Raw genomic sequence first — 23,664 nt, forward strand, 5'->3', positions numbered from 1 at the left:
GGCGAGCCGCGCGGTACGGAACTCCTGTTCAATTTCTGATACCATGGGACTCACCCCTTTCAGTAAGATTTCAAATAATGAGAAGATGGTAAGTAGCTTTTGTTTTCACCTCATTTCTTTTGTTGGTATTATATTACCACCGGATAGGGGTACCGTCAAGGACTTTTCGGGCTTATTTTTGTACAAAAAGAACCGTTTAAGTTCTACATTTGCCCCTCTTTTTATTCGCTCGGCAGTCTGTTATAATAATAGTGTCGGGCTGTTTTTTATCACCAGCCCACCTTTTGAAACCCACGCGTCTGAAAAGGAGTCTTCCGATGAAAAACTTCAGTTACTATATGCCGACCCGCATCTTTTTCGGTGCAGGCAGCGTCAAGAAGCTGTCCCGCGCACCGCTGCCGGCAGGCCGCGGTCTGCTGATCACCGGCGGTTCGTCCACCACAAAGCTCGGTTATGTTGATAAAGTCTGTGCGGCACTGGCTGAGGCCGGTCATGAGATGACCGTATACCGCGATGTACAGCCCAATCCCACCATCGAGAACGTGCGCGAGTGCGCTGCCATCGCCCGCGAGCAGGAATGTACCTTTGTCGTTGGTCTGGGCGGCGGCTCGTCCATCGATACCGCAAAGGCTGCGGCTGTTATGGCCACCAACGACGGCGATTGGTGGGACTACGTTTACGGCGGATCGGGTAAGGGTCAGAAGATCAAGAATCAGCCCCTGCCGATCGTGGCGATTACGACGACTGCGGGCACGGGCACGGAAGCCGACCCCTGGACGGTCGTCACCAACGGCGAGGAAAAGATTGGCGGCGGTAATGACAAGACCTTCCCGACGCTGTCCATCGTCGATCCCGATTTTATGATGACTGTACCGCCGCACCTGACCGCATATCAGGGCTTTGACGCACTGTTCCACGCCTGCGAGGGCTATCTGGCGACCATCGCAAGCCCGGTAAGCGAGATGTATTCTCTCAAGGCGATCGAGCTCATTGGCAAGTCGCTGCCCCGTGCGGTACAGGATGGTTCGGATGCCGAAGCGCGCGCCGATGTCGCGCTGGCGAACACCCTAGCTGGTTTTGTCGAGAGCCTGTCCTCGTGTACGTCTGAGCACGCCATTGAGCATGCTATGTCCGGCTTCCATCCCAAGCTGCCGCACGGCGCTGGTCTGATTATGATTTCGCTCGAATACTATAAACTGTTCGCCGACGTTTGCGCCGACAAGTTTGCCCACATGGCGCACGCTCTCGGCCGCGCAGACGGTGATTTTGTCGCGGCTCTGGCCGAACTGCAAAAGCAGTGCGGTGTCGATAACCTGAAAATGAGCGATTACGGCATGGAAAACGGTGATTTCGGCAAGTACGCCGACCATGCATTCGCTGATATGGGCGGTCTGTTCCGCGTCGATGCCAAGCAGCTGACCCGTGATGACGTCATCGGCATTCTGTCGCGCAGCTATCGCTAAACTCGCATTTTTCTCCGGAAGGAAGTAACGCATTATGTCACTCAAACATGTACTTATGATTGCGACCGGCGGCACGCTCGCCTGTCGTGAGACCGGACGTGGTCTGGCACCCTCGCTGACCGGTGAGCAGCTGATCGAGTTTTTACCCGAGCTGCCCAAGATCTGCAAGGTCGTCGTAGAGAATCCGTTCTCCATCGACTCGACCGATATCACAACGGCAGACCGTGTCAAGCTGGCCGGCATCATCCGTGAAAATTATGATCTGTATGATGGCTTTGTCATCGCACACGGTACCGATACGCTGGGCTATACGTCGGCGCTGCTCTATCACATGCTGCGCAACCTCAACAAGCCGGTTATCTTGACCGGTGCGCAGAAGCCCATCGGCGTGCCCGGTTCGGATGCCGAGCGCAACCTGCTCGACGCCTTCCGCGTCATTCGTGCGGGTTATGTTGGTGTCGCTGCCGTGCTGCACGGACAGATTATCCGCGGCAACCACGTGGTCAAGGTGGACTGCGAGAGCATGAACGCATTCCGCTCGATCAACGCACCGCTTGCCGGTACGATCGACCGCGAGGGCAATGTCCGTCTGGATATCGTGCCCAAGCTGGGCGGTGAGCCCGAGTTCGTCGAGGATATCGACTCGGATTTCGTGCTGCTCAAGCTGGTACCCGACCTCGACCCGTCCATTATCACCTTCCTGTCTCGCTATAAGAAGGTCATCATTGAGGGCTACGGCTCGGGCGGTATCCCGATTCGTCTGGAAAAGGTTGTCCAGAAGCTCATCCACAGCGGTACTAAGGTCTATGTCACCACCCAGTGCCTGTCGGGCTCGGTCAATCTGGATAAGTACGAGGTTGGCAAGCGTGCCGAGGCTATGGGCGCAGTATCGCTCGGTCATCGCACGATTGAGGACGCTATCGCGGCCATCCAGTGCGGTGAAATCTAATATTGATAGAAAAGAAAAATCCCGGATCGTTTTGATCCGGGATTTTTTGTCGGTTCTTAACCGATGATACAGTCCTTTAATTCTACATTGAGCGATTGGCCGCTGCAAGTGCCGGTGATGGTGACGGTCTGACCTTTGGACAGTGCGGCTACTTTTTCTGAGATTTCTGTTTCGTCTGCAAAATAACATTGTACGGACAGAATTTCAAAGTCTCCGCCGCCATTGATGCAGATGTAAGTTTGGTCTAAAACGACACCAATATCCGAAATGACGCCGGTAACGGACAATAATTTGTCTTTATACTGGTTGTCTGCATTGACTTCGTTGTTGTCGTAAGCATCCAGCAGGTCTTTTGCTGAAATAGCGAGTGCAGTCTCTTCTGTGACAGCGGGCTGACTGGCTGCAGAAGATTCCGAGGATGCGGTAGACTGTGGCTCGGTTACAGAACTATCCGAATTCGAATCGCCGGAAGAAGCGATTGCGGCTGCGATGATCACAATGACGACCCAGACCCACCACTTTTTGTACCAGGCTTTTTTATGCGTGTTTTCATTTGTGTTTTTCATGAGATTCCCTGCTCCTTTTTCTTTTTGAAATAACCTGAATTCAGTTTTCTCTATCATAGCGCATATAATGACTTGTGTCAACAGTCAAAAGATGTGTGATAAAAGGTTTAATGAGAAAGGCTTTCCCCATACTATCGTTATGAGGTGAGTCAAATGGATAAAAACTATCGAGAGTCCTATCGAAAACTGGGTTTGAATATCGCGTATTACAGAAAAGATCGTGGATATACACAGATGCAGTTGGCAGAGCTTTTGGACATTGACCGGAGCCATATGAGTGCGATCGAATTGGCGACAGTCGGTGTTTCGCTGGATGTCATTTTTCGCTTATGCGAAGTATTAGAACTGAACCCCAGAGAATTATTTGACTTTCGGGCATGAAAAAAGACGCTCCATGCGGAGCGTCTTTTTCAATGAAGTCAGCCAAGATACCCAAGCACCCAAGCCAGTGCGACCAGAATGACCAGTCCCACAACATTGATGAGGGTGAACCAGGCCAGATAACGACCGGGTTTGGCCTCAGGCGTGTGCGCATAGAAGCGGAACGAAATCAGGCTGGCCAGCGAAGCGATGGGCGTACCCAGACCACCGATGTTGACACCGAGCAGCAGCGCCTGCCAGTTTTCGGTGAAGCTGCGTAGCAGGACAGCAGCCGGGACGTTACTGATGATCTGGCTGGCGGCCAGGGATGCCAGCAGGGGAGAGCTGCCGACGATGTTCTGCAAGCTGGTGCGCACGCCGTCCAGCGAGCCGATGTTGCCCGCGAACAGGAAAAAGCACACGAAGGTCAGCAGCAGACCGTAATCGATGCGGCGGAAGATGTCGCGGTCGATCAGGAGCAGCGACAGGCAGACCAGTCCAAGCAGGGCAAGATCGGGAAGCACATGAAAGACGGTGAGCAGGCACAGGATAAACAGCACACCGAAGAAGGTCACGCGCTTGCCGTCGGTAATTTGCTTGGGCTCAGCGAAGCTGACTTGCAGGGTGCAGCTTTTGCGGCACAGTGCCAGTGCAGCGACGCCGACCAGACTGACCAGTGCAAAGGGCAGAACCACGCCGAAGAACTGACCAGCGGACAGCTCATAGCTGGCATACAGGAACAGGTTTTGCGGGTTGCCGACCGGTGTGACCATACTGCCAAGGTTTGCCGCGACCGTTTGCAGGACGATGACCGGGATGAGCAGCGCGCGCTGACCGACCAGACCGAGTACCAGAATGGCGAAGGGGACGAAGGTGATGAGCGCGACGTCGTTTGTGATGGCCATGGAGGTAAAGAAGGGCAGAAGGGTCAGGAGCAGGACGATGGTGCGCAGGGCGTGCCGTCCGGCGAGCAGCTTTTGCGCGAGCAGGTCGAACACACCGTATTTCTGCATGCCGGACACGACCGCCATCAGGCAGAACAGCAGGATGAGCACGCGGGTGTCTATGTAACCAAGATAAGCCGCGGAAGGCGGCGCGAAAAACATGGAGATGACCGCGCAGACCAGAGAGGCGGACAGAACCGGTTCTCCGTGGACGAATGCGCGCAGGGAATGATAGCGCATGGAGGCCTCCGAAAGATATGAAAAAGTGAGACAGACCGGCAGATTTTTGTGTACGCCGGGGAGAGAGACGATAAAAAGGCGCTCCCAGCGGAAGCGCCTTTTGAAAAATCGATTGTCGGGAGGAACTTACTTAGCGTCAACCTCAGCCATGTGCTCGATGAGCATCAGCAGCTTGTTGGAGTAGCCCCACTCGTTGTCGTACCAGGAAACAACCTTTACGAAGGTGTCGGTCAGCTGGATGCCAGCCTTAGCGTCGAAGATCGAGGTGCGGGGATCGCCCAGGAAGTCGGAAGAAACAACGTCCTCGTCGGTGTAACCCAGAACGCCCTTCAGACCGCCCTCAGACAGCGGCTTCTCAGAAGCAGCCTTCATAGCAGCGCAGATGTCCTCGTACTTAGCGGGCTTAGCCAGGTTGCAGGTCAGGTCAACAACAGATACGTCCAGGGTCGGAACGCGCATGGACATACCGGTCAGCTTGCCGTTCAGCTTCGGGTAAACCTTGCCAACAGCCTTAGCAGCACCAGTGGAAGACGGGATGATGTTGCCGGTAGCAGCACGGCCGCCGCGCCAGTCCTTCTTGGACGGGCCGTCAACAACCTTCTGGGTGCCGGTAGCAGAGTGAACGGTGGTCATCAGGCCCTCGGTGATGCCGAATGCCTCGTCCAGAACCTTAGCGATCGGAGCCAGGCAGTTGGTGGTGCAGGAAGCGTTGGAAACGAAGGTCATGTCCTTGGTGTAAGCGTCCTGGTTAACACCCATAACGAACATCGGGGTGTCGTCCTTGGAAGGAGCAGACATGATAACCTTCTTAGCACCGCCGTCGATGTGAGCCTGAGCCTTCTCCTTGGTCAGGAAAACGCCGGTGGACTCAACAACGTAGTCAGCGCCAACCTTGCCCCACGGAATGTTCTTGGGATCCATCTCAGCGAAGAACTGAACCTTCTTGCCGTCAACGATGATAGCGTCGTCGGTGAACTCGATGGTGCCGTCGTAACGACCATGCATGGTGTCATACTTGAGCATGTATGCCATGTAGTCGGGGGTCATGAAGGGATCGTTAACTGCGACGAACTCGATGTTCGGGTTCTTCAGACCAGCGCGGAAAACCATACGACCGATGCGGCCAAAACCGTTGATACCTACTTTGATAGCCATTGCAATATTCCTCCTATTAACAATCCAAGTATTCAACATTGCCGAAATTATTATACAACACACCCCCGACTTTTCGCAATCCCTGTTATGTGAAAGATTTGTCAAATTTGGCCGCCAAATTCCAGGATATTCTTTGCAAACTACACAGCGCCCGTGTTATAATAGTATCAACGTAATCAATTTACCCAAATATTACGCAAAAATAGTGCATAAAATGCGCATATTCAAGTTGCACAAAAATAACCTTTTATTTTTGTGCGGTGCGCGGGATGCCAAAAATCTTGGAGGAAAACTGGATATGGATTTCAGAGATTTTCTGGATGGGCAGGAATGGTCTGTCCGGCAGATGCTCGACGCGCTCGATGCCTCCGACCGTGCGTTTGTCCGGGTGGACGATGCCGGGCGCATTATTGCGCAGACCGACCGGGCGGAAGATCTGCTGGGTCAGCCCGCGCTGCGGCCGATCTACGAGGTGCTCGGCGAGCTGGCTGCGCGCACGGTGCGCATCGCCATTGCCCGCGGTGAGACCATGCGCACACGCGACGTGATCGACGGGCACACGGTGACCATTACCATCTGTCCGGGACCGGAAGGTCATCTCATATATATAGAACCTGAAACACAGACCGGTCCGCTGCTGCGCGACCAGCTGGTAGAACAGCGTCTGAGAGCGGCGCTGTCCGTTCTGGCACTGGACGAGCCGCGTGCACGACAGAAGTCGGTGCTGCGCATGTGCCGTCTGCTGCATGAGATTGAGCAGCTCGACGGCAGAACCACGCTGCCGCGCACCATGCAGCGCTGCGAGATCGGTGCACTGTGCGCGGACACGGTACGCTTTGCCGCACGCTGTACGACCATCCCGATCGAGCTGGAAGGGCGATATCTGACCGCGGTGTGCGAGATGGACGGCATCCGCATGGCGCTTTATCATCTATTGACCAATGCGATTTTGGCACCCGGTGTCAGTCAGATCACCGTGCGCTGGGGCGGTGCACCCGGACATGTCTGGTTTGAGGTGGCCGACGATGGTATGGTGCTGTCCGAGGAGGCCTTCCAGGCACTGTGCACAGCCAGTGCGCGCGTGGGCACGGCGAGCGGATTGCCGCCGGTCATCGAGGGGCATACGCCCGGTCTGGGACTGCCGACCGTGTGCGAGATTGCCATGCGTCACGGCGGCGGTGTGTCGCTGGTCGGTGCACCTGAGGGCAAGGCCGTGCGCGTGACGATAGCGGACGATCTGCCCGAAGACCCCGCCATTCTGCGTGCGCCGAAGTTCGTCGAGGACGGCTACCCGCTCGAGGAAACCGAACTCTCTGTCCTGTAATCAATGGGCACAGCATGAGGTTTTGTGCGTATACACGGATTCAATCCTGCATTCGGTACGGATGCAGGATTTTTTATTTGGAGGGCTGCGAACAGGCTGGAAGGCGATTTTTTGCGGCATTCTTGTGAAAATTGACGAATTGTTTGCCTTGGTTAACACTTTGAGGGGGTAAACCACGGTATTTTATTGAAGTTTTTTGATTAAAACAGTTGATTCTTATGGGGTTTTCTTAGTATAATCTAAGTTGTGATATTACGAGATATCATCTTCTCGTATTCCGCGCATTGTCGGGGGATGGAGAGGTAAAGCAAACGAAACGGGCGTGCGAGCCGGTGGCATTTCCGGCCTGCACGCCCGTGGAAGTACACAAAATATTTGGAGAGGTGAATCTTAAATGGTGTACACGTTTCGTGGCGGCATTCATCCGGGCACACATTCTGACCCCGGATTTAAGGCTGCAACAAACACCAAGCCCATCGAGGCGATGCCCACTCCCGAGCAGGTAATCCTGCCGGTATCCATGCACATCGGCGCTCCGGCCAAGCCGATTGTAAAGAAGGGTGACATCGTTGACATGGGCCAGATGATCGCGGAAGCCGGCGGTTTCGTCAGCGCTCCGGTTCATGCGACCGTTTCCGGTAAGGTCGTCGCGGTAGAGCCGCGCCTGCATCCGAACGGCAGCAAGGTCATGTCCATCGTCATCGAGAATGACGGCGAGGATCGCCTGCATGAGTCGGTGCATCCCTACGATTTCGCATCCATGACCAATGATGAGCGCATCAACCTCATCTGGACGGCTGGTATGGTCGGTCATGGCGGTGCAACGTTCCCGACCCACGTCAAGATTAAGGGTGCCATCGGTGTTGCGGATACGGTCATCGTAAACGCTGCCGAGTGTGAGCCTTACATCACGAGCGACCATCGTCTGCTCCTCGAGCGTCCCGAAGAGGTTGTCGGCGGCCTGAAGATGCTGTGTGACATCATCGGTGCGCAGACCGGTATCATCGGCATCGAGATCAACAAGCAGGACACGTTCGCCAAGATCGAGGAACTGATTAAGGATGATCCGCGTCTGCATCTGTATCCGCTCAAGTGTAAGTACCCGCAGGGCGCAGAGAAGCAGCTCATCAATGCCTGCACCGGTCGTGAAGTACCGTCTGGCAAGCTGCCGGCTGACGCAGGCTGCGCAGTATTTAACGTGGACACCACCGGCGCAATCTACCGCCGCTTTACCACCGGTATGCCGGTCGTTCGCCGTATCGTCACCGTTTCCGGTTCGGCAGTTGCGACCCCCAAGAACCTCGAGGTTCGCATCGGTACGCCGGTTGAGAAGCTGATCGACGCTTGCGGCGGCTTCAAGGCTGCACCGAACAAGCTGCTCATGGGCGGCCCGATGATGGGTGTTGCACAGTTCTCTCTGGACATCCCGGTCTTCAAGGGCACCAACGCATTCCTGGCATTCTGCGAGGACGAGGACAAGCGCGTTGCCGATCCGCAGTGCATCCGCTGCGGTAAGTGCATCGAGGCATGCCCCATGCACCTGCTGCCCATTTACATGAATGTTTACGGCAAGGCAAACGACCTCGACGAGAGCGTCAAGTGCGGTGCAATGGACTGCATCGAGTGCGGTTCCTGCGCATACGTCTGCCCGGCTCGTATTCCGCTGGTTGCACAGTTCCGCCTGACCAAGAGCAAGATCCAGGCCAAGCGTGCGGCTGAGAAGGCAAAGGCTGACGCTGAAAAGGCGAAGGCTGAAGCCGAGAAGAAGTAAGGGGGGTAAAAACTGATGTATGATCTGAGCAAAGTCGTTGTCACCTCCTCGCCGCATATCAAGGCGGCCGATGATACCAGAAGCCTGATGGCTGATGTGTGCCTGGCCCTGCTTCCCGCACTGGTCGTGGCTGTCATCACCTTCGGCGCACGTGCGCTGGTGATCACGGTGGCAACCGTTATTTCCTGTGTTTTCTTTGAGTGGCTGTACAACAAGCTGCTCCATCAGCCGGGCACGACCGGCGACCTGTCCGCTGTCGTTACGGGCATCCTGCTTGCCTTCAACGTACCGGTTTCGGCACCTATCTGGATGCCGGTCATCGGCGGTGCGTTCTCCGTCATCATCGTTAAGATGCTGTTCGGCGGTATCGGCAAGAACTTCATGAACCCGGCACTGGCTGGCCGTGCATTTATGATGGCTTCCTGGCCGGCACTCATGACCACCTGGACCCGCGCAGGCGCAGAGCTCCCGCTGTTCGGCAACGTGACCGTTACCGATGCGATCTCGACCGCTACCCCTCTTGCACAGCTTAAGAACGGTGCACTGCCTGACGCAAACTTCCTCGACCTGTTCCTCGGCCAGACCGGCGGCGTGATCGGTGAGACCTCGGCACTCGCCCTCATCATCGGCGGCGCATATCTGGTATGGCGCAAGGTCATCTCCATCAACATCCCGGCCGCTTACATCCTGACCGTTGCTGTTCTGACCTTTATCTTCCCGCTTGGCGGACAGGGTCACTTCGAGTGGATGCTCAGCCAGGTGCTGTCCGGCGGTCTGATGCTGGGCGCCATCTTCATGGCAACCGACTACGTTACCAGCCCGGTCACCCCGAAGGGTCAGATTATCTTCGGTGTTGGCTGCGGTCTGCTGACCGTATTCATCCGTTACTTCGGCGGTCTGCCGGAGGGCGTATCGTATTCCATCCTGCTGATGAACACGCTCGTTTGGGTCATCGACAAGAAGACGCATCCGCGCAAGTTCGGCTATGCACTGGATAAGAAGGAGGCCAAGTAATTATGAGCGAAACCAAAAAGGGCGAAGGCATTGGCCGCCTGATCGTTGTACTGGGCCTGATTACCTTTGTCTGTGCACTGCTTCTGGGCGTGGTCAATCAGGTTACCGCGCCGCTCATCGAGCAGAATGACATTAACACCCGTAACGCTGCGATGGAAGAGATCATTCCGGGCGCAGAGTTTGAAGACCTCGGCGTCGTTCTGAGCGCAGAGGACGTCGCAGCCGCAGGCGTTACCCTGCCGGCAGGCCGTTCGGCTGCTGCCATCTCCGGCGTTTACAAGGCAACCGTTGATGGCCAGGACGCAGGCTACTGCGTACAGGTCAACCCCAAGGGCTTCGGCGGTGAGCTGACCATGATCGTTGGTATCAGCACCGACGGCACCGTAGCAGGTGCAAAGGTCACCGCACACGGCGAGACCCCGGGCCTCGGCGCAAAGTCCCAGACCGATCCTGAGTGGATCAAGCAGTACCAGGGCCAGCCGGCTGACGGTCAGCTGCAGGTCACCAAGGACGGCGGTACCATCAACGCCATCACCGGTTCGACCATCACCTCGCGCGCTGTCACCGACGGCGTCAACACCGCAGCCGCATACGTTGCGACGCTGGGTTAAGAAGGAGGGCTAGAACACTATGAAATTTACAGAACGTTTGAAAGCCGGCGTCCTTCTCGACAACCCGGTATTCATGCAGACCATCGGTCTGTGTCCTGCGCTGGCAACGACCACCTCGCTGTCCAACGCAATCGGCATGGGCGCGGCGGCAACCGTCGTTCTGATCTGCTCGAACGTGGTTATCTCGCTGCTGCGTAAGTTCATCCCGGATAAGATCCGTATTGCAGCATTCATCTCCATCATCGCAACTTTCGTTACCCTGATTCAGATGCTGCTCAACGCATACATCCCGTCTCTGGCAGCTTCCCTCGGTCTGTTCCTGCCTCTGATCGTTGTAAACTGTATCATCCTCGGCCGTGCAGAAGCATATGCTTCTAAGAACAAGGTTCTGCCCTCTGCGCTCGACGGCGTATGCATGGGTCTGGGCTTCACCTTCGCTCTGGTACTCATGGGCTTCTTCCGTGAGCTGCTGGGCGCTGGCACCATCGCTGCTGGCATCATCGGCGACAAGGGCATCCAGATCCCCGGCCTGGTGGACTATCCTGCAACCATGATGATCCTGCCCGCAGGCGGCTTCCTGGTCATGGGCTTTATCCTGGCTGCAATTCAGAAGATCATGTCCGGAAAGGAGGGCAAGTAAATGTCTATTGCATTACCTGCTTCTATGGGCCTGACCGATATTCTGTCGCTGGCAATCGCCGCGATCCTGGTCAACAACTACATCCTGGTTCAGTTCCTTGGCTGCTGCTCGTTCTTCGGCGTATCCAAGAAGACCGATACCGCAGTCGGCATGGGCATGGCGGTTATCTTCGTCATGGCGCTGGCTTCCGCTGTATCGTGGGCTGTCCAGTACTTCATCCTGGACCCCCTGAACCTGGGCTACATGCAGACCATTGCATTTATCCTGGTTATCGCAACGCTCGTACAGTTCGTTGAGATGTTCATGAAGAAGTCCATGCCTGCGCTGTACTCCGCGCTCGGCATCTTCCTGCCTCTGATCACCACCAACTGCGCCGTACTGGGTGCTGCAATCAGCAACATCGACAACGGATACTCCTTCATCGGCTCGGTTGTTTACGGCGTTGCCGCTGGTGTCGGCTACACGCTGGCGATCGTTCTGTTCGCCTCCATCCGTGAGCGTCTGGATCTGACCTCCAAGTGCCCCAAGTGCTTCGAGGGCTTCCCGATTGCGCTGGTTTCCGCTGCTCTGCTGGCTATGTCCTTTATGGGCTTCTCCGGCCTGCAGGTCTTCAAGTAAGCGAGGGAGGAATCGAGAATAATGGATACTATGAATATTGTTTCCGCGGTGCTCGTGCTGTTTGTCATGGGCGTCGTGTTCGCGCTGCTGCTCGGTATCGCGGCGAGAGTGTTCGCTGTCGAGGTCGACGAGCGCGTACCGCTCGTGCGTGACTGCCTGCCGGGTGCAAACTGCGGCGGCTGCGGTTACCCGGGCTGTGACGGTCTGGCTGCTGCAATCGTTGAGGGCAAGGCTCCGGTTAACGGCTGCCCGGTCGGCGGTGCTGCGGCTGCTGCCAAGATCGCTGAGGTTATGGGCGTTGAGGCGGACACCGCTGAGCCCAAGGTCGCACATGTTCACTGTAACGGTGGCTGCAATGCGATCGACAAGGCAAAGTACGAGGGCCTTCAGGACTGCAACGCTGCAATGCGCGTTGCAAACGGCCCCAAGGAGTGTGCATTCGGCTGCATGGGTCTGGGCTCCTGTGTAAAGGAATGTGCATTTGATGCCATCCACATCGTAGACGGCAAGGCTGTCGTAGATTCTGAGAAGTGCGTTGCCTGCGGCAAGTGCGTTGCTGCTTGCCCGAAGAAGCTCATTGATCTGGTTCCCAAGTCCAAGAAGGTTCACGTTAACTGCATGAACCACGACAAGGGCGCTCAGGCAATGAAGGTCTGCACCAATGCCTGCATCGGCTGCATGAAGTGCGAAAAGACCTGTAAGTTCGATGCCATCCATGTAGTCAACAACGTCGCAGTCATCGACTATGACAAGTGCAAGAACTGCAAGATGTGCACCAAGGCTTGCCCGAAGAATGCAATCGAACCCATCCCGACCAAGGAAGAGAAGGAAAAGTTCGATGCCATGATGAAGGCACAGGCCGAGAAGGCTAGAGCTGCGGCACAGGCTGCAGCGGAAGCCAAGGCCGCTGAGGCTGCTCCGGCAGCAGAGGCACCCAAGGGCGAGTAATTTTCGTCCCTGAAATCTGCAAAGTGAAAAGAGGTCTGCTGCGGCAGACCTCTTTCTTTTTGCCCTGGGATACGGTATAATGGTAACGACCCAAAGGAGGGCATGGAATTTGAACGATTACCTGCATTTTACCATGGACGACGCCGACATCGGCCGTCTGTCCTCGCTCGCGCTGGCACATGTCGGTGACTGCGTCTATGAGCTTCTGACGCGCGGCCGTCTGGTCACCGGGGGACTGACCACCGCACGCAATCTGCACAGCCATACAGTCGCGCTCGTGCGCGCCTCGGCACAGTACGAAGCGGCGCAGAAGATTCTGCCGATGCTGACCGAGGAGGAGTCCGACGTCTTCCGCCGCGCGCGCAATACCAAGGTGCACGGCGTGCCCAAGGCTGCGTCCAAGGCCGAGTACGCGTACGCTACCGCGCTGGAAGCGCTGTTCGGCTGGCTGTACCTCAAAGGCCGCTACGAACGCATCAACGCGCTCTATGACGTCATTGCGCAGCCCGAAGCATAAGTAACCGAGAGCCCATACGGTCTGCACGGATGCACACCGCGCGGGCTCTCTTTCACGTTATCGGCAGTTAGAAGAATTCATGCCGTTCTGGTTGGAAGAAGACATACCGTTCTGATTGGTGCAGGACTCGGTCTTCTTCTGCGTGGACTGCTGACTGGACTTCTGGTTTGCTGCCTTCGGATTCTTAGACATCAAAATCACCTCTTTTCGATTGGTTCACCCGTAGTATGGGCGGCTTCTCACCGGATTATGCAATAATTTTTTGCCGGAACCCTTGCATAGCATCCAAATATTTGATAAAATCCTAAAGGATAACATTACATGAATAAGGAGCGTATCGATACAATGTCCGGACATTCCAAGTGGCATAATATTGCCAAGCGTAAGGGCGCAAATGATGCAAAGAAGGCCAAGATCTTCACCAAGATCGGCCGTGAAATGGCGATCGCCATCAAGGAAGGCGGCTCGCCCAATCCCGATATCAATGGCCGCCTGCGCGACGTCATCGCAAAGGCAAAGGCAAACAACATGCCCAACGACAACATCAAGCGTATGCTTGACAAGTACTCGGGCGCAAACGGCAACGTAGATTACGAGGCAATCAACTACGAGGGCTACGGCGTTGGCGGTGTCGCTGTTATCGTCGAGACTCTGACCGATAACCGTAACCGTACCGCAGCTGACGTGCGTCACCTGCTCGATAAGTTCGGCGCAGGCATGGGTGCAACCGGCTGTGTCGGCTGGCAGTTTGACCAGAAGGGCGTTATGATCGTTGACCGTGAAGAACTCGACAAGGACGAGGACGAGGTTATGATGCTGGCACTGGATGCCGGTGCTGAGGACTTCCAGGCCGACGAGCAGACCTTCACCATTTACACCTCTCCCGCTGATTTCGGTACCGTTCGTGAGGCACTCGAGGGCCAGGGCTGACCTTCATCGAGGCCGAGATCGAGATGGTTCCGCAGAACTACATCCGTCTGGAGTCTGCTGAGGATATGGAGAAGATGCGCAAGCTGCTCGACAACCTCGAGGACAACGACGACGTACAGTCTGTTTGGCACAACTGGGAAAACGAAGACGAGTACGAGGGCTAAGAATCGTATCCGTCCGGAAACGACGCGCTTTCAGCCTCTTTTGCACGAGCAAGAGAGGCTGTTTTGCTGCGTTTTGCGACTAAATTACCGAAAGGAGTTTTTGCGTGGATACTTTAAAATCATTTATCCGATACTATAAACCTTATCGCGCGGTCTTTTTCTTTGACCTCATCTGCGCGATGGTCATCAGCCTTATTGACCTGGCCTATCCGCAGATCCTGCGCACACTGACCGGAACGCTGTTTACTCAGCCGGGTGCGGTCATTCTCAAGGCACTGCTGCCCATCGGCATCGGCCTGTTTTTGATGTATGTTGTGCAGAGTGCGTGCAAATATTACGTCAGCTATCAGGGTCATATGATGGGCGCGAACATGGAGCGCGACATGCGCCAGCAGCTGTTTGACCACTATCAGAAGCTGTCTTTCTCTTATTATGATCAGAATAATTCCGGTCAGATGATGAGTAAACTGGTGTCCGACCTGTTCGACATCTCGGAGTTTGCTCACCACGGTCCGGAAAACCTGTTTATTTCGCTCGTCAAGATCATCGGCTCGTTTGTATTCCTGTTCCTCATCAACTGGCGACTTGCCATCCCGCTCATCATTCTTGTCGTCCTGATGTTCGCATTCTCCATGCGCCAGAATCGCCGTATGCAGGAGACTTTTCTGGACAACCGACGCAAGATTGGTGATGTCAACGCCAGCTTGCAGGATACGCTGTCCGGCATCCGCGTCGTGCAGTCGTTTGCAAACGAGAACATCGAGCGCGATAAGTTCCGCCAGAGCAACCATGCCTTTTTGACCTCCAAACAGGCAAACTACCGCTGCATGGGCGGATTTATGAGCAGCAACCTGTTCTTCCAGGGCATGATGTATCTGGTTACGCTGGTGTTTGGCGGCTACCTGATTGCCAAGGGACAGATGCAGGCTTCCGACCTTGCCATGTACGCCCTGTATATCGGTATTTTCATCAGCCCCATCCAGATTTTGGTCGAGCTGACCGAGATGATGCAGAAGGGTCTGTCCGGTTTCCGTCGATTCCGCGCGGTCATGGACACCGAACCCGACATCGAGGACGCACCGAACGCAAAGCCGCTGGAGAACGTGCGCGGTACGGTATGCTACGAGAATGTATCCTTCCATTACAGCGATGACGATACGCCGGTGCTGACCGATGTGTCGTTTACCATCCCGGCCGGAAAGTCTATTGCCCTGGTCGGCCCCTCGGGCAGCGGTAAGACTACCATCTGCTCGCTGCTGCCGCGTTTTTATGATGTCACCGGCGGTCGTGTTACCATCGACGGTCAGGACGTGCGCGAACTGACGTTGGAAAGCCTGCGCAGCCAGATTGGTATTGTTCAGCAGGACGTGTATCTGTTCTGCGGTACGATTGGCGAAAATATCGCGTATGGTAAACCGGGCGCGAGCATGGAAGAGATCGTGGACGCTGCCCGTAAGGCAAACATTCACGACTTTATCCAGAGCCTGCCCGATGGTTACGATACCTTCGTCGGAGAGCGTGGCACACGCCTGTCGGGCGGTCAGAAACAGCGTATTTCCATTGCACGTGTGTTCCTTAAAAACCCGCCCATCCTCATTCTGGACGAGGCGACCAGCGCACTGGATAACGAGAGTGAGAGATGGATTCAGCAGAGCTTGACCGAACTGGCTAAGAATCGTACCACGATCACCATTGCACACCGTCTGTCGACCATTCGCGGCGCGGATGAAATTCTGGTGGTTGCGGATAATGGCATCGCAGAGCGCGGTACCCATGAGGAATTGCTCGAAAAGGATGGCATTTACGCGCATTATTACGAAATGCAGTAACCACCACCGCACCAATAGAATGGGATTCTCAAGGGACGCGTCCCTTGAGCCCGTCCAGGTGGAACCTGGTCGAGCCCGCAGGCTCGAAACACCCCTTTGAAACCCGGTGTCCGTCCCGGGTTTCAACTAAAAATAAACCCAAAAGCACGTCCGCAGACGCGCAACACAAAAAAGACCGCTTGTTTCCAAGCGGTCTTTCTTTATTGCATATTTCATCATCCAAGCGCAGCTCGGCAGCGCTCTACCAGCGCCGTCGCATCATCCGCATTCGGATGCGCTGCCGCTGCCTCAAAGTTGCGCAGCAGCATTTCACCCTTTTCACGGGTCTCCGGGTTCTCACACATCTGCTCATAGCGACGGCGAACACCCTCGTCCATGCGGCCGGCACACATGTACCAGCCCATCACCTGACAGTCAGCCGGCAGTTCGGCCTTGACGCGGTCGATGAGCTGGGAGAAATAGCTGTCGGACGCACCGAAACCAGCCGTACCAAACAGGAATACCTTCTTTCTGGAAAGCTCGGGCAGGACAGCCTTGAGCTTGTCCGAGCAGGTGCCCTTATCCGTCCAGAAGCCGAGCAGGACGCAGTCAGCATCTGTCACCGAGCAGGTATCCGGTGTGCACAGTGCAGCGTCCGGGTAAGTCTTGTGCAGAGCTTCGGCCAAATAAGCGGTATTTCCGGTTGCGCTATCGTATAAAATGGCGATTTTCATACAAATTCTCTCCTTGATCGATTTTATGATTGAAACAGTATAGCAGAAACAAATATGGAAATCAAGGCACAATTTGTAAAGGATTTGTGCGTGGTAAGGGAATTGGGGGGAGAAAAAACCGTTTCCAAAGTGGAAACGGTTTTAGTGAGCGGCCAATGGCCGCGGGGGATGACGCGACGTGCGCGTCGCGTTTTCATTTTTGTTTTAGTTGATTTTCCCTTGCGGGGGACGGGAAAATCAAAAGGGGATTTCGCCGTCTGCGGACGGCGACGCAGGGCGCTGCCCTGAGAACCCGCAGCCTTTTGGAAAAGGCTGGCGAAAACTTTAGTGTTGGGTGCGGAGATCGATCGAGAGATTTCGGCAGAAGGTTTCGATTTCGCTCTGGGATGCCTGAACAGCGCCCTGAACGACGGCAGGCTTGCCACCGCCATGTCCGTTCAGCGCCTGATTGAGTTCCTTACAGATGGGGCGAACGTCCACGCTATGGCTGCAAATTGCGTACTGATATCCGCCGTTCGGCGCTTCGCTGAACACCGCTGCCCATCCGGTCTGTTCGGCCAGAATATCGGCAAACTGGCGAATCTGAACCGGAGACAGGTTCTCGGCAAAACTCCACAGGCGATCCTGATTGCTGGGCAGCAGGGCGGCTTTAAGTCGGAAAATCTGTTCATGCAGGGCGATGACCTCGGTTTTATAGCGGTCATTGCGCGATGCCATGAGTTCGACTGCCTGTGCAACCTCGTGCGGCTTAGCTGACAAGATGTGCGAAATCTCGGTGACACTCTTCTGTTTTTGGTCGTAATCGCGCACAGCATCCCAGCCGATGAGCAGGGTCAGACGGATACCGCCGCGGTGAGGTGTCTGGGTGCCGACCTTGACGCAGCCGACCATACCGCTGCGTGCGACATGCAGGCCACAGCAGGCGCAAACATCCCGTCCACCGGCTTCCACGATGCGCACCGTGCCGGTCAGCTCCTTCTTACTGCGGTAATTCAGCGTGTGCAGCGTGTCCGCGTCCGGGTAGGAAATGACCGTCGGCACATCGGCAAAGACCGCTTCGTTGGTCTGGCGTTCGACCTCTGCCAGCTGTTCGGGGGTCAAAACCCGGTCAAAGTCGATGGTCACACAGTCCCGGCTCAGGTGAAAGCCCACGTTATTGCAGCCGTACAATTCGTGCGCGATGCCCGAAAAGATGTGCTCGCCCGTGTGGCACTGCATGTGCCGGAACCGGCGTTCCCAGTCCAGTTCACCGTGTACGGTCTGTCCGACGGGCAGTTCTGTCTCGCATACATGAATGATTTCGTCCCCGGACAGGCGGGTATCGGTCACACGAACACCTGAAAGCGTTCCGGTATCGCCCGGCTGACCGCCGCCTTCGGGGTAGAATAGGGTGTCGGACAGCGTGACGGCAAACAAACCGTCCTTGTAGGCGCGGCATCCGGTCACGGTCGCGTCAAAGCTGCGCTCGTCGGGGTGATGATAATAGCGTGCATCCTGCATGGGTATCCCTCTTATCGTAGTCTTTTTTATGCTTTCAGTATACCAGAAAATGGTTGCAAAAACCAGAAGCAGACAGCGCTTGACAGCGACAGATGGACATGATAGAATTAGTCCGAAATCGGACGAAATAAGGAGGGCAAGCGAGATGCTGCACGAAGAGGTAATGGAACATTATGAGCTCTGGTGTGAGCTCAATCAGGTATATGCCGACTGGTGTCGCGCACATGGGGTGTCCATCCATCGGCTGACCGTGCTGGAAGCGTTGTGGTTTCAGCAGAAAACTGGGTGTACATTGCGCAGTTTGCAGGATCGGCTCTATCTGCCCAAGCAGACCATCCACACCATTGTGGACGGATTGGTCAAAGAGGGCTATCTCGAGCGCTTGCCGTCACCCGAGGATAAGCGCACCAAGGTATTGCGGCTGACTGAATCCGGCTTGGCGTATGCCAAGACGCAGGTTGCACCGATGTATGAGTGGGAGGGCAAGGCGATGAGACAGCTTGCGCCCGATGATCGCGCGGTCATGCTGCGTACCTATAAACAGCTTATTGATGCATTACGTACAGGATTTGAGGAGGAAGACAGCGTATGATGAAAGCCTACCTGCGCAGCATGCTGCCTGCTGTGCTCGCGTTTGCATTTTCCGGTGTCTATGCCATCGTAGACGGCTTTTTTGTTGGGCAGTATATTGGTGACAGTGGTCTTGCGGGTATCAATATCGCCTATCCCATGACCGCTTTGCTGCAAGCGGTCGGAACGGGCATTGGTATGGGCGGCTCCATTCACATGTCCATCTGCCTCGGACGCGGAGAGGAAGAAGAGCGTCAGCACTATCTTGGAACAACCGTGTGTATGCTCGCCCTGTCCAGTGTTCTGCTGTTGGTTGGCCTGTGGTTTGCTCATCCGACCTTGCTGCGCCTGTTTGGTGCGACGGGCGCGGTCTACGATCGCGGTCTGGAATACATTCAAGTCATCATTCTGGGCACGTTTTTTCAGGTCTTTTCCACTGGCCTTGCACCTATTTTCCGCAATTTAGGACGCTCACTCTTTGCTATGTGCGCCATGATGGCGGGTTTTGTCACCAACATCGTGCTCGATGCCACCATGATTGGCGTGCTGGGCTGGGGCATGTACGGTGCGGGACTTGCGACCATCATCGGTCAGGGCGTGACCGCGCTTCTGTGCCTCATCGTGCTCATTTTTACCGAACGTCACGTCCCGCGCAGTCAGATCCGTCCGACGCGCTGGGCGGTGGGACGCACGCTTGCGACCGGTCTGTCACCCTTTGGACTGACCATGTCGCCCAATCTGGTCATTATGTTTGTGAACCTCGGCGCTGTGCGCTACGGCGGCGAGCGCGCCGTTGCAGCCTATGCCGTGGTCAGCTATGTCGCGGTGGTCATTCAGCTGATCTTGCAGGGCGTGGGCGATGGCAGTCAGCCGACCATGAGTCTGTATCTGGGCGAGGGACGCATCAGGGATGTGCGCTTTATCTGCAAGACCGCGTACACCATCGCGCTGGGCGCAGCGGTTGTGTTCGGTGCGCTGACCATCGTCGGACGCGACTGGTTCCCGGTGATCTTCGGCGCATCGACCGACACCGCGCAGATGATTGCATACATCCTGTGCATCATCGCCGTCGGTTATCTGGGCATCGCGGTCATCCGGGTCACGATCGCCTATTTCTATTCAACGGGCTATAACACCTACGCCTATATTCTGGTTTATGGGGAACCAGTGATGATCGTACTGTTGCTTCTCATCCTGCCGCTTTTCATGGGCGTCAACGGTGTCTGGGCGGCCATTCCGCTCGAGCAGCTCATTATGGCCGGGCTGGCGCTCGCTTTGCGCGCAATGGCGCACCGCCGTCCGTCCTCCATCGCAACCGCTGGTTAAAATAGGATCTGCCAAATCGCACAGGGATTTCCGAACACCTGTGCGATTTTTCTTTTGCATCCGTCACCCTGATATGGTATGATAGATGCATAAAATCCGGACAGGAGGGAAGGCAGATGGCCGATCGCACCATTTTACACAGTGATTTGAACTCGTTTTACGCCTCGGTGGAGATTCGCAACAACCCGACCCTCGCAGACAAGCCGGTCGCCGTGGGCGGCGACGAGCAGGCACGGCACGGCATCGTGCTGGCAGCCAATCCGCTGGCCAAGCAGTACGGCATCCGCACGGCGGAAACGCTGTGGTCGGCGCGGCGAAAGTGTCCCGATCTGGTCATCGTGCCCACGCATTTCGACGAGTACCACCGGTTTTCTCAGGCGGTACGCCAGATTTACCTGGACTACACCAGCCAGATTGAGCCGATGAGCTTGGACGAAGCCTTTCTGGACGTGACCGGCAGTCGGGAACTGTTCGGAGACGGGGAGACCATTGCCCAGACCATCCGCACGCGGGTCAAAGAGGAACTGGGACTGACGGTATCCATCGGCGTATCGTTCAACAAAATCTTTGCCAAGCTGGGCAGCGACTACAAGAAGCCGGACGCCGTGACCATCTTTTCCCGCGAAAACTATCGGGAATTGGTCTGGCCGCAGCCGGTGGGCAACCTGCTGTACGTGGGCAAGGCGACCGCAGCCAAGCTCGCGGGCATCGGTATCCACACCATCGGCGAGCTGGCAGCAGCCGACCCGGCAGCCCTGCAAATGCTGCTCGGACGCATGGGGCCGACCCTGCACGATTATGCCAACGGACGGGATGAGACCCCGGTTGCCGAGTATGTCAACCGTGAACAGGCCAAATCTATCGGCAATATGATCACCGCGCCGCGTGATATCCGAACCCCGGCCGATGCCGATCTGGTGCTGTGGCCGCTGTGTGAGAACGTTGCCCACCGCCTGCGGCGGCATGGCATGTGCGCGGGCAGCGTATCGCTGTACATCCGCGATATTCAGCTGGTTACGCACACCAGACAATGCCAGCTCACACCGCCGACTTGGCTGGCACGCGAATTGATGGAGCACGCCCGTGGACTGCTCGCGCGGCATTACAAGTGGAAGCTGCCCATCCGCACGCTGGGCGTGACGGCAGGAGATTTGGTACCAGCCGATCAGGTGAGTTTACAGCTGGATTTGGACGGAACCGCAGAAAAACGAGACAAATTTGAGCGCATTGAGCGGGCGATGGACAGTCTGAAAGACCGCTATGGATCGGCGGCAGTACGGCGCGGCACCGAACTGCTCGACCCCAAGCTATCCGGCTTCCATCCCCACGATCATGACTAGGAGGAACCTTATGAGAACCATTTACCCGGGACGGCGGTACCGTCATTTTAAGAACAAGCTGTATCAGGTCGTGCTGATTGCGCGCCACTCGGAGACCGGCGAGGATATGGTGGTCTATCAGGCGCTGTATGGAGATTACGGCTTCTATGTACGTCCCTACGACATGTTTGCAAGCGAAGTTGACCACGAAAAGTACCCGGAAGTGAACCAAAAATACCGATTTGAGCTGGTGGAAGACCCCAGATGAACAGGAGAGGTGACAGTGATGAGAAAGGCACGGCGCGCCGATGTGCCAGCGATGGCAGAATTCTTGGTCGATCGATTTTGGCAGACCGAGCATTTTGTATTCCTGCGCGAGGGCATGCAGGCACCGCGTGAGGTGCTGCTGCGGATGACGCGGCGAGAGATGACGTTTTACTGTACGCAGCATGAAGTATGGCTATATGACGACCATATGAGCGGTTTGCTGGGAGTGGATGGTCCTGAATCGGAGAATCCTCTGGCTCAGCTGATCTGTGCAGGGCAAGTGGGGTGGGATGTGCTACACCTTCCGACTCATGATCGTCGTTTGCTGCTGGCACGCAATCGACGCATTGCTCAAATCCACGCGGTCAACTGGCACCGGAAATACACCGAAAAAGCTTACCACATCAGCCAGCTTGCGGTTGCACGGCAGGCCAAGGGCACGGGGGTGTGTCGTGCGCTCATCCAGCCTGTGCTGGATCGTGCCAAGGAGCAGGGAGTGGACGTCGTCCTTGAGACATTTACCCAAGATAACGTGGCTTTGTACGAGCATTTCGGCTTTGTCCTGACCGAGACCCATACCAGCCCGCAGATGCCCTATGCAGAATATTGCATGATTTATCATAGCGGTTCACCACGCGCAAAAACGTAGTTTTACACAAAAATGCCCCGCTGGATCGGCTGACCTAGCGGGGCTGCTGTGTTTATTTGAGCTCATCGACCGCGATTTCTTCCTCTTCAAAGGGAACGGGTTCGGGTTCGGTATAGGTGGGGTCTTCGTCGGGGATGATCGCTTCTTCGGCCTCGAACGGGACCGGTTCGTCCTCGGGCACGGGGTGCGGCTCCGGGGGAGCGGGCGGAACCGGCGGCTCCGGTGTATCCTTCATCTCGGCCAGACGCAGGTTATTTTCTGCAATGCGGCGCTTGCATGCGCGGATGCGGTCACATTCGGTCGCGAAAGCCGGGTCAGGGGATTCGCCGTACAGTTCAAAGTACATCTTGCCAATGGCGAGATAAGCACGGCGCATTGCGTCCTCTTCCGCGATGTTGTCGGTCTTGAGCTTGGCGATGGTAACACCTGCCTGCATCATCTCGGTCGCTTTGTCTACGCCGGTCTGCATCATTTCTGTCGCTTTGCCGCGCAGGTCATCGAGTTTATCGAACAATGCCATAAGGAACCCTCCAATCAGTTCTATGAAATTATTGTACATGTCTTTGTTGAAAACGTCAAATAAAAAGCAGATGCGTACACAAAAAATTCACAAATTATCTAAAAACATCTGTTATAATTTAGTTAGTATGTAGCTGTCCCGGGCAGATGATGCGTCTAAGCGGGGCAGGAAAATAAAGGAGGAAGTTACACAGATGGCAAGAGAGCGCACCTATATTATGCTCAAACCGGATGCATTGGAGCGTGGATTGATCGGTGAGATCCTGTCACGCATCGAGCGAAAGGGCTACCGAATCGAACAGATGAAGATGATTACGCTGGACGAACCCATCCTGCGTGAGCATTATGCACACATTGTGGATCAGCCGTTTTTCCCGGACACGGTTGCCTATATGACCCGCGGCCCGGTGCTGGCGATGGTGGTCGAGGGCGAGAACGCCGTGCGCGGCATGCGCATTTTGATGGGTGCGACCAAGTTTGAGGACGCTGCTGCGGGCACAATCCGCGGAGATTTTGGCCACTGTACGACCGAAAACCTCATTCACGGCTCGGATTCGGTCGAAAATGCACAAATTGAGATCAAGCGCTTTTTCGGCTAAGAGTAAAGGAACAGACCGGACGGACTGCGGTTCCGCCCGGTTTCTGTGTGCCTGCACATAGTCCCAAAAAACAAGATTATCCTATCATTTGAGCGGCAAATTCGGTTGCATTTGTACGAAAGTTGTGATATGCTAGGCAAAAGACATGTGATATCATAC

At 55.6% G+C, this 23,664-nt stretch carries 26 protein-coding genes and 1 pseudogene; 20 read left to right on the forward strand and 7 right to left on the reverse strand.

What is annotated here, in order from left to right; all coding sequences use genetic code 11:
• The first annotated feature begins 317 nt into the window (after nt 1-317).
• Nucleotides 318-1,463: an iron-containing alcohol dehydrogenase gene (locus B5D52_RS01070; RefSeq protein WP_016147798.1), complete on the forward strand. Its 1,146-nt coding sequence runs from the start codon at nt 318-320 to the stop codon at nt 1,461-1,463.
• Nucleotides 1,464-1,497: 34 nt separating this feature from the next.
• Nucleotides 1,498-2,412 (forward strand): asparaginase, encoded by a 915-nt coding sequence (locus tag B5D52_RS01075; protein WP_016147797.1) that lies wholly within the window; start codon nt 1,498-1,500, stop codon nt 2,410-2,412.
• 56 nt (nt 2,413-2,468) lie between these two features.
• On the opposite strand, the gene B5D52_RS01080 is transcribed toward B5D52_RS01075, so the two are convergent.
• A complete protein-coding gene (locus tag B5D52_RS01080) occupies nt 2,469-2,978 on the reverse strand; it encodes an OB-fold protein (RefSeq protein ID WP_016147796.1) in 510 nt (169 codons plus the stop codon).
• 153 nt (nt 2,979-3,131) lie between these two features.
• Between B5D52_RS01080 and B5D52_RS01085 the strand changes: the two genes are divergently transcribed.
• Nucleotides 3,132-3,359, forward strand: a complete 228-nt coding sequence (locus B5D52_RS01085; protein WP_016147795.1) for a helix-turn-helix domain-containing protein — start codon at nt 3,132-3,134, stop codon at nt 3,357-3,359.
• A 38-nt stretch (nt 3,360-3,397) separates the two neighbouring features.
• On the opposite strand, the gene B5D52_RS01090 is transcribed toward B5D52_RS01085, so the two are convergent.
• Both B5D52_RS01090 and gap read right to left on the reverse strand, forming a co-directional pair.
• Nucleotides 3,398-4,522, reverse strand: a complete 1,125-nt coding sequence (locus tag B5D52_RS01090) for an SLC13 family permease (RefSeq protein ID WP_016147794.1) — start codon at nt 4,520-4,522, stop codon at nt 3,398-3,400.
• A 126-nt stretch (nt 4,523-4,648) separates the two neighbouring features.
• Nucleotides 4,649-5,677 carry a type I glyceraldehyde-3-phosphate dehydrogenase gene (gap, locus tag B5D52_RS01095; protein WP_016147793.1) on the reverse strand — a complete coding sequence of 343 codons (1,029 nt, stop codon included), beginning with the start codon at nt 5,675-5,677 and terminating at the stop codon, nt 4,649-4,651.
• A 298-nt stretch (nt 5,678-5,975) separates the two neighbouring features.
• On the opposite strand from gap, the gene B5D52_RS01100 reads away from it, so the two are divergent.
• From B5D52_RS01100 to B5D52_RS01135, 8 genes are all read left to right on the forward strand, one after another.
• Nucleotides 5,976-7,001 (forward strand): ATP-binding protein, encoded by a 1,026-nt coding sequence (locus B5D52_RS01100; protein ID WP_016147792.1) that lies wholly within the window; start codon nt 5,976-5,978, stop codon nt 6,999-7,001.
• A 394-nt stretch (nt 7,002-7,395) separates the two neighbouring features.
• A complete protein-coding gene (gene rsxC, locus B5D52_RS01105; RefSeq protein WP_016147791.1) occupies nt 7,396-8,772 on the forward strand; it encodes an electron transport complex subunit RsxC in 1,377 nt (458 codons plus the stop codon).
• A 15-nt stretch (nt 8,773-8,787) separates the two neighbouring features.
• A complete protein-coding gene (locus B5D52_RS01110; RefSeq protein WP_016147790.1) occupies nt 8,788-9,786 on the forward strand; it encodes an RnfABCDGE type electron transport complex subunit D in 999 nt (332 codons plus the stop codon).
• A 2-nt stretch (nt 9,787-9,788) separates the two neighbouring features.
• Nucleotides 9,789-10,397: an RnfABCDGE type electron transport complex subunit G gene (locus tag B5D52_RS01115; RefSeq protein WP_016147789.1), complete on the forward strand. Its 609-nt coding sequence runs from the start codon at nt 9,789-9,791 to the stop codon at nt 10,395-10,397.
• A gap of 19 nt (nt 10,398-10,416) precedes the next feature.
• A complete protein-coding gene (gene rsxE, locus B5D52_RS01120; protein WP_016147788.1) occupies nt 10,417-11,037 on the forward strand; it encodes an electron transport complex subunit RsxE in 621 nt (206 codons plus the stop codon).
• Nucleotides 11,038-11,655, forward strand: coding sequence for an electron transport complex subunit RsxA (rsxA, locus tag B5D52_RS01125; RefSeq protein WP_016147787.1), 618 nt, complete (start codon nt 11,038-11,040; stop codon nt 11,653-11,655).
• Nucleotides 11,656-11,676: 21 nt separating this feature from the next.
• Nucleotides 11,677-12,603, forward strand: coding sequence for an RnfABCDGE type electron transport complex subunit B (locus B5D52_RS01130; protein ID WP_016147786.1), 927 nt, complete (start codon nt 11,677-11,679; stop codon nt 12,601-12,603).
• A 109-nt stretch (nt 12,604-12,712) separates the two neighbouring features.
• The gene (locus B5D52_RS01135; RefSeq protein WP_016147785.1) at nt 12,713-13,120 is read left to right on the forward strand and encodes a Mini-ribonuclease 3; all 408 of its coding nucleotides are present in this window, start codon (nt 12,713-12,715) and stop codon (nt 13,118-13,120) included.
• A gap of 57 nt (nt 13,121-13,177) precedes the next feature.
• On the opposite strand, the gene B5D52_RS16655 is transcribed toward B5D52_RS01135, so the two are convergent.
• Nucleotides 13,178-13,312, reverse strand: coding sequence for a hypothetical protein (locus tag B5D52_RS16655; protein WP_016147784.1), 135 nt, complete (start codon nt 13,310-13,312; stop codon nt 13,178-13,180).
• Nucleotides 13,313-13,465: 153 nt separating this feature from the next.
• On the opposite strand from B5D52_RS16655, the pseudogene B5D52_RS01140 reads away from it, so the two are divergent.
• Nucleotides 13,466-14,214: pseudogene (locus B5D52_RS01140) on the forward strand (YebC/PmpR family DNA-binding transcriptional regulator).
• A gap of 104 nt (nt 14,215-14,318) precedes the next feature.
• Nucleotides 14,319-16,043, forward strand: coding sequence for an ABC transporter ATP-binding protein (locus B5D52_RS01145; RefSeq protein ID WP_016147782.1), 1,725 nt, complete (start codon nt 14,319-14,321; stop codon nt 16,041-16,043).
• 215 nt (nt 16,044-16,258) lie between these two features.
• Here the strand turns inward: B5D52_RS01145 and bilS are convergent, their stop codons facing one another.
• Nucleotides 16,259-16,756: a flavodoxin family protein BilS gene (gene bilS / locus B5D52_RS01150; protein ID WP_016147781.1), complete on the reverse strand. Its 498-nt coding sequence runs from the start codon at nt 16,754-16,756 to the stop codon at nt 16,259-16,261.
• 54 nt (nt 16,757-16,810) lie between these two features.
• Between bilS and B5D52_RS15845 the strand changes: the two genes are divergently transcribed.
• Nucleotides 16,811-17,044, forward strand: coding sequence for a hypothetical protein (locus B5D52_RS15845; RefSeq protein WP_143149451.1), 234 nt, complete (start codon nt 16,811-16,813; stop codon nt 17,042-17,044).
• Between the two features lie 36 nt (nt 17,045-17,080).
• On the opposite strand, the gene B5D52_RS01155 is transcribed toward B5D52_RS15845, so the two are convergent.
• The gene (locus tag B5D52_RS01155; RefSeq protein WP_016147780.1) at nt 17,081-18,256 is read right to left on the reverse strand and encodes an alanyl-tRNA editing protein; all 1,176 of its coding nucleotides are present in this window, start codon (nt 18,254-18,256) and stop codon (nt 17,081-17,083) included.
• 145 nt (nt 18,257-18,401) lie between these two features.
• On the opposite strand from B5D52_RS01155, the gene B5D52_RS01160 reads away from it, so the two are divergent.
• The 5 genes from B5D52_RS01160 to B5D52_RS01180 all read left to right on the forward strand — a co-directional run bounded on the left by B5D52_RS01160 (nt 18,402) and on the right by B5D52_RS01180 (nt 22,387).
• The gene (locus tag B5D52_RS01160; protein WP_016147779.1) at nt 18,402-18,848 is read left to right on the forward strand and encodes a MarR family winged helix-turn-helix transcriptional regulator; all 447 of its coding nucleotides are present in this window, start codon (nt 18,402-18,404) and stop codon (nt 18,846-18,848) included.
• Nucleotides 18,845-20,152 carry an MATE family efflux transporter gene (locus B5D52_RS01165; protein ID WP_016147778.1) on the forward strand — a complete coding sequence of 436 codons (1,308 nt, stop codon included), beginning with the start codon at nt 18,845-18,847 and terminating at the stop codon, nt 20,150-20,152. Before B5D52_RS01160 ends, B5D52_RS01165 begins: the two co-directional genes overlap by 4 nt.
• Before the next feature lie 116 nt (nt 20,153-20,268).
• Complete coding sequence (dinB, locus tag B5D52_RS01170) at nt 20,269-21,492, forward strand: DNA polymerase IV (RefSeq protein ID WP_016147777.1); 1,224 nt, start codon at nt 20,269-20,271, stop codon at nt 21,490-21,492.
• A gap of 10 nt (nt 21,493-21,502) precedes the next feature.
• Entirely contained in the window at nt 21,503-21,739 is a 237-nt protein-coding gene (locus tag B5D52_RS01175; RefSeq protein ID WP_016147776.1) for a DUF1653 domain-containing protein, read from the forward strand.
• Nucleotides 21,740-21,757: 18 nt separating this feature from the next.
• Nucleotides 21,758-22,387, forward strand: coding sequence for a GNAT family N-acetyltransferase (locus B5D52_RS01180; protein ID WP_016147775.1), 630 nt, complete (start codon nt 21,758-21,760; stop codon nt 22,385-22,387).
• Nucleotides 22,388-22,439: 52 nt separating this feature from the next.
• Here B5D52_RS01180 and B5D52_RS01185 read toward each other — a convergent pair whose 3' ends face one another.
• Nucleotides 22,440-22,907, reverse strand: a complete 468-nt coding sequence (locus tag B5D52_RS01185; RefSeq protein ID WP_016147774.1) for a hypothetical protein — start codon at nt 22,905-22,907, stop codon at nt 22,440-22,442.
• A 193-nt stretch (nt 22,908-23,100) separates the two neighbouring features.
• Here B5D52_RS01185 and ndk point away from each other — a divergent pair, with 193 nt between their 5' ends.
• Entirely contained in the window at nt 23,101-23,505 is a 405-nt protein-coding gene (gene ndk / locus B5D52_RS01190; RefSeq protein WP_016147773.1) for a nucleoside-diphosphate kinase, read from the forward strand.
• Nucleotides 23,506-23,664: the final 159 nt, after the last annotated feature.

The sequence above is a fragment of the Butyricicoccus pullicaecorum DSM 23266 genome (genome assembly GCF_900167005.1).
GTDB lineage: Bacteria > Bacillota > Clostridia > Oscillospirales > Butyricicoccaceae > Butyricicoccus > Butyricicoccus pullicaecorum.